This window comes from Reinekea sp., from assembly GCF_982785585.1.
On sequence record NZ_CEYAVF010000053.1, the window covers coordinates 1 to 5,700 of the forward strand.

The following is a 5,700-nucleotide window of genomic DNA, read 5'->3' on the forward strand; positions in this document are numbered from 1 at the left end:
TGGACCACACGCCAAGGCCAGCGGGCTAGAAAATGGGCCACGCATCGGTCGGCAAAGACCTGGGGTTTGTTGGTCAAGATCGCCAGCGGCAAGCCGCGCTCGCAAGCGGTGTCCAATAGAGTACTGATGCCGTCGTAGAGTCGACTTTTACGCTGCCAGTTGAGCGCATACTGTGCCTCAAACTCGGCGAGGTATTGATCGATCGTGGCGCTAGCTAGATGGCTCTCAGGCACGGCTCGTTCGATCAGTAGCCGAGCACCGCTGCCGATAAATTGCCGGTAGTTCGCCGTCGGCTGCAGGGGCAAGCCCTGCTCGGCTAAAACCCTGTTCATCGCGTCGGCAATGTCGTCTAGGGTGTCGAGCAGGGTGCCGTCCATATCAAATACCAGGGCTTTTACGGTCATAGTCGTCTCTGTGCGTGGCTGCTGTTCGTGTCGGGTCTTACGCAGACCCGACGCTATTGGTTTTTTTATTTGAGCGCTTGTTATCTCGCCGCGATCGCGTAATGCTACGGTGCAATTCAGCGGGCCAGTATAGCCACCCAGCAACGGGCTCACAAACCGGTTTGGGGCCCACCCTGTCTGTACCCACTATTGACTATCGATGATTGGTGATCAATTACCGATTACGCGAACTGAGGAACCACCATGACCCTGACGACTCAACACTGTGCTGCTTGCCTCCCGGATGCGCCGCAAATGGCTCCGGATGAGTTGGCCGAGCTGATGCAACAGCTGCCAGAATGGCAAATCCTAGCAGTTAACCAGGTGATGCAGCTGGAGCGGGTGTTTATTTTCCGTAACTTTCGTTTGGCGTTGGACTTCACCAATAGGGTCGGCAACCTGGCCGAACAGGAAGATCATCACCCAGTCATTGTTACCGAATGGGGCAAGGTGACCGTGCGGTGGTGGACTCATGCCATCGCAGGCTTGCATCGCAATGACCTGATTTGCGCCGCTAAGACCGACGCACTGCTGGCCGATTAACCGCTCGGCGAGTTAAAGCGGGGCAAGACATCCGCCCCGGGGCTATGGCCTTACTAAATGCATGGTTGAATCTTATATCCAATCCACGATACTGCTCGTATAACCAAACTCGATCTCATTTTAAATCTCTAGGATTCTTTTTATGGCTACAGTTACATTGCAAGGCAACCCCGTTTCGGTCGCAGGCGAACTCCCAGCAGTGGGCAGCCAGGCGCCAAGCTTTTCCGTGACCGGTGCCGATTTGAGCCCCGTCACATTGGCCAGCTTTGCTGGTAAGAAATTGATCTTGAATATCTACCCAAGCGTCGACACCGGCACCTGCGCCGCCTCAACTCGCCAGTTCAACAGCAAGATGAACGAGCGTGATGATGTCGTCGTGTTGTGTGTCTCGCAAGATCTGCCCTTTGCGTTCAGTCGTTTCTGCGGCGCCGAGGGCCTGGAGCAGGTGCAGACGGCTTCGACCTTTCGCTCACCGGAATTCCTTACCGACTATGGCGTGAAGATCAGTGATGGTGTGTTGGCCGGGCTGTGCGCGCGCGCAGTGGTCGTGCTCGATGCACAGGGTGTTGTCACACACACCCAGTTGGTCGGTGAAATTGCCGATGAGCCAGATTACGCCGCGGCCTTGGCCGCCCTGGGCTGATTGGCTTAATGATATGAGGACGCGTTAAGCGTCCCGAACCCAGCCACCTTGCTAAGGTCGCTGGGTTTTTTTTGGCCAGAAAAGTGCTGATCAGTCGGTTGCTAAGGTGCGGTGCAGCGCGCTGTAGTGGGCGCCCTTGGCGAGCAGTTCGGTATGGCTGCCGCTTTCGACGATCTGACCGTCCTTCATAACATGGATCAGATCGGCGTTCATCACGGTGGTTAGGCGATGCGCGATGACCAAGGTCGTCTTATCACGGGTGAACTCATCCAATAGGGTCTGAATTTGGATTTCAGTTTGGTTGTCCAGCGCGGCCGTGGCCTCATCCAAGAGCAGAATTGGGGCATCGCGCAACAGGGCGCGGGCGATAATCACGCGCTGGCGCTGGCCACCGGAAAGGTTACTGCCGCGCGGACCGGCTAAGGACTGCAAACCAAAGGGCAGTTCCGCGGCAAACTCGCTGACCAAGGCATCCACGGCGGCCTGTTCAATGCGCCGGTCGTCGGTGACCACATCGCCGAGCTTGATATTATCGTGCAGGCTCTCATCGAACAGGGCCGACTCTTGGCTAACCACGGCGATCGAGTGGCGCAAGTTATGGACCTCGAGTGAGTCGATATTTTGGCCACCGATACTAATGGTGCCGCTGTCCGGTAATTCTATATGGGTCAATAGATTAAACAGGGTTGACTTGCCGGCGCCGCTGGCGCCGACGAAAGCGGTGGTCTTGCCGCCCGCGGCGACAAAGGACAGCTCGCGCAGCACCGGCACCGGACCGTAACTGAAATTGACGCCACGAAATTCAATGTCGCCTAAGGGCTGGGTTAAGCCGTGGGCCGTGGCGCTTGGCCGTGCTGCAGGCTTCTGGTCAAACAGGAAGTAAATGCGTTCTAAATTAATCAGAGCACCCTGGATGGAGCCCGACACGCTGGTTAAGCGACGGATCGGATCGAAGATCAGCGCGATGGCAAAGAAGAACGAAATAAAGGTTCCGGCGGTTTTCTCGCCGGAGATGATTTCTTGGCCACCATAAAAGATCACCGCGACAAAACCGATGCCCGCGATCAGATCGATAATGGACGGCATCGCCGCCTTACCGTATTCCGACTTTAACGCGGTGCGCACAAAGGTGCGCACGCCTAGATTAAAGCGATCGTTTTCATGCTGGGCTAGGTTGTTGAGCTTGATAGCCTTGATGCCATGAAAAATCTCGTCGAGGCGGGTCGACAGGCTGGCCGAAGTCTCACGCGCCCGCCGGGTCTGTTTACGAATTAATTTTTGCAGCAGACTGATCGGCAAGACCAATAGCGGCGCGCCAATAAAGACGATGAGGGTCCACATCCAATCGTCCTGTAAGGCCGAGGCCAACATGCCGATCAGGGTGGCGGTGTCGCGTCCGACACTGAGCAAGGTGGTGCTGGCAAAGCCTTGTAGGGCCTGAGTGTCGCCGCGCACTCGCTCGATCAATTCGCCCGGTGAATGACGATTAAAGAACGCCATGTCGAGGGTTAACAGATGGCGGGTCAGGTCGCGCTGGATATGACCGACCACGTTGACGCCGGTTTTCACGGTCAGGGAACGATAGATAAAGGAGCCGATACTGCGCACCAGAAAAACGGCGAAGACGGTCAGGCTGATGGAACCGAGTTGGCTGGTCTGGCCGGCGATAAAGACATTATCGAACATCGGTTTTAGGGTACGCACAAAGACATACATGGCCGCGCCTTCGAGCAGCATAAAAGAGAAGGCAATGGCCAACTTAAAACTGTGCCGCTTAATATAGCTGTGCCAGACCTTTGGGATCAGATAACTTCTGGACTCTTCACTCACGGTGCAAAACCTTATCGACAAGCCAGCTGGACAAGCCACTCGGGGTGAAGCCCGAGTATAACCGCTCCGGTTGGTAATGATGGTTGACCCAGTCCATAAAGGGCGTGGGCTGTTGAGCGTTAAACTGGCCATAGCAATCGAGGAAATAGCCGAGGATGCCCGTTTTAGAATGAGCTAAATGGAAATATTTAAGACTCAACTGCTGCTTTGCTTCCGCGGCACTGGCCTGTTGCACAATCAGCAGATAGAGCGCTGAGGCCAGTCCAGCGCGGTCGGCACCGGATTTACAGTGGATCACAAAGGGTGTGTCGACCTGGGCGAAGATATCCGCCAAGCGATTAATCTCCTCCACGCTGGGTAGACGGCGCGAGTTTAACTGGGTGTTGATCAGGGTCACACCGGTTAGGGCGCAGGCTTCGGCTTCCATGGCAAAGGCGGCCGAGCTATTGGCGCCACGCAGATTAACGATGGCCTTGAAGCCTTGCTGGGCAAGCTTACGCACAAAGCGCGGCGAGGGTTGGCTGCTGCGATAGGCCTGGCCATCGAGGCTGTGAAAGTTCGCGTAGAGCGCTCGCAAGTATGCGTGATCGACCAGATGTCGATCTAAATGTAAGCCGATACGGGATTGGGGTCGATGCAGGCTAGCACGCCACTGATCGCGTCGAGCACGATACTTCTTGCGCAAAGGATTCATGACAGGTTGGTTGGGCCCTAATAGTGTAGCCGGCCATTATAGGGTGCCGATCGGTCAAGTGATAGCACTGCACCGGCTTCATTTGGCCCGAAAGCCCAGTCCGTGCTTGAGGATTTAGCCGCGCCGGCCTATCAGGCCGTCAGCTGAAAGACTTGGGCGCTGTAGGCGGGGCAATCGATCAACAGTTGCAGATCGCCCCGATCGGTTCGCTCCAAGCGTCGCTGTAACCCATCGGCATTGATTTTCTCGCTGAGGGTCCGACCTGCGGCAATCTGCGGTAATTGCGCACAGACCGCCTTGGGCAGCTGCAGCTGGCAGCGCCGTGGACTGGCGGCAAAGTTAACGAACACCAGAAGCCAGTCACTTAGATGGCAGCGGGCAAAGCTGTAACATTGATGATCGTAGCCGCCGGTCTCGTTTAAATTCGCCTGGTGTAATGGGATAAAGGCACCCCGGAGGCTGGCGCTGCAGGCAGAAAAGCTCAGCAGGCGCTGGTAGGCACTATCGAGCAGGCGTTGCGTCTGGCTTAAACCACCGCCGTCACAGCGCCCGCCATTGAGCCAGGCCTGATGCGCGGGAACCCCGGCATAGTCGAAAATAGTGGTGCGGCTGGCCCGGCCAAAACCCAGATCTGCCGCCGCCGGCTCGCCCTGGGCCTGACCAAAGTAGAGCATGGTCGGGCCTTGACCGAGCAAGGTGGTGACCACCATGGCCGGCCAGCCCTTTTCCCCGGCGCCGGCAAATTCCGGCGAGGCGATCCGTTGCTCATCGTGATTTTCCAGAAAACGCAGCAAATGGGGCTCTATATCCTGCAATTGCTGCTGCACAGCATCGAGCCGTGCAGTACTTTCCTGGTCACGGACAATGTTTTTCAAGCAGTCGTACAGGTCGACCTTGTCGTATAGATAGTCCATCTTGCCGAGCTGAATATAGTCTCGATAGCGGCCCGGTTGATAGACTTCGGCCAAGAGGGTGGCGTTGGGATTGCGCAGTTTTATCGCCGAATTCATATAGCTCCAGAACTCAACCGGGACCATCTCCGCCATATCGAAGCGGAAGCCATCGACGCCCTGATCGAGCCAATAAAGGGCAATGGCGCGAAACTTGGTCCAGCTGTTGGGTACCGATTTATCGGCCCAGAATCTAACGTGCTCGACCACCGGGAGGTTGCGGTAATGCTCGGGCAAGAGCGGGAAATCGGTACTGCCATCGGGCCGGATGCCATAGTTAACCTTGACGGTTTCAAACCAGTCATTCCAACGGGGTTTGGCCAGGCGGGCGCCATCGCCGGTCCATTTGGCCGGGGACTCCTGAAACGCGCAGCGACCTGCAGCGGCATAGGCGTCGGCCAACCATTGACCTTGGGCCGGATGGTCCGGCGGGCTGAAGTCTTGGCCGGGGACATAGTAAAAGTTATTATCGCGATGGTATTCCAAACTGGCATTGTCATCCACGCCAAAGTCGCATGTGCCGGCGGGTGCGCTGGTGCTGCGATAGGCTCGCGCCAGGTGATTGGGCACTATGTCGATAATCACCTGCATGCCATG

General features: G+C 56.5%; 6 protein-coding genes. 2 read left to right on the forward strand and 4 right to left on the reverse strand.

Translation table 11 applies throughout. From position 1 onward, the window contains the following. Nucleotides 1-404, reverse strand: a 404-nt coding sequence (locus tag AC4FIC_RS14575; protein ID WP_476194616.1) for an HAD family hydrolase, incomplete at its 3' end; no start/stop codon positions are given. Between the two features lie 243 nt (nucleotides 405-647). Between AC4FIC_RS14575 and AC4FIC_RS14580 the strand changes: the two genes are divergently transcribed. Together AC4FIC_RS14580 and tpx are read left to right on the forward strand one after the other, a co-directional pair. Continuing rightward, nucleotides 648-986, forward strand: coding sequence for a 4a-hydroxytetrahydrobiopterin dehydratase (locus AC4FIC_RS14580; RefSeq protein WP_287419049.1), 339 nt, complete (start codon nucleotides 648-650; stop codon nucleotides 984-986). 142 nt (nucleotides 987-1,128) lie between these two features. After that, nucleotides 1,129-1,629, forward strand: coding sequence for a thiol peroxidase (tpx, locus tag AC4FIC_RS14585; protein ID WP_287419051.1), 501 nt, complete (start codon nucleotides 1,129-1,131; stop codon nucleotides 1,627-1,629). A 90-nt stretch (nucleotides 1,630-1,719) separates the two neighbouring features. Here tpx and AC4FIC_RS14590 read toward each other — a convergent pair whose 3' ends face one another. The 3 genes from AC4FIC_RS14590 to AC4FIC_RS14600 form a co-directional block, all read right to left on the reverse strand. After that, a complete protein-coding gene (locus AC4FIC_RS14590) occupies nucleotides 1,720-3,459 on the reverse strand; it encodes an ABC transporter ATP-binding protein (protein ID WP_273283805.1) in 1,740 nt (579 codons plus the stop codon). Continuing rightward, the gene (locus AC4FIC_RS14595) at nucleotides 3,452-4,153 is read right to left on the reverse strand and encodes a fused DSP-PTPase phosphatase/NAD kinase-like protein (protein WP_273283804.1); all 702 of its coding nucleotides are present in this window, start codon (nucleotides 4,151-4,153) and stop codon (nucleotides 3,452-3,454) included. The genes AC4FIC_RS14590 and AC4FIC_RS14595 overlap by 8 nt, the downstream gene beginning before the upstream one ends. A 131-nt stretch (nucleotides 4,154-4,284) precedes the next feature. Further along, the coding region (locus AC4FIC_RS14600; RefSeq protein ID WP_476195173.1) for an alpha-amylase family glycosyl hydrolase at nucleotides 4,285-5,700 on the reverse strand (1,416 nt) is incomplete at its 5' end.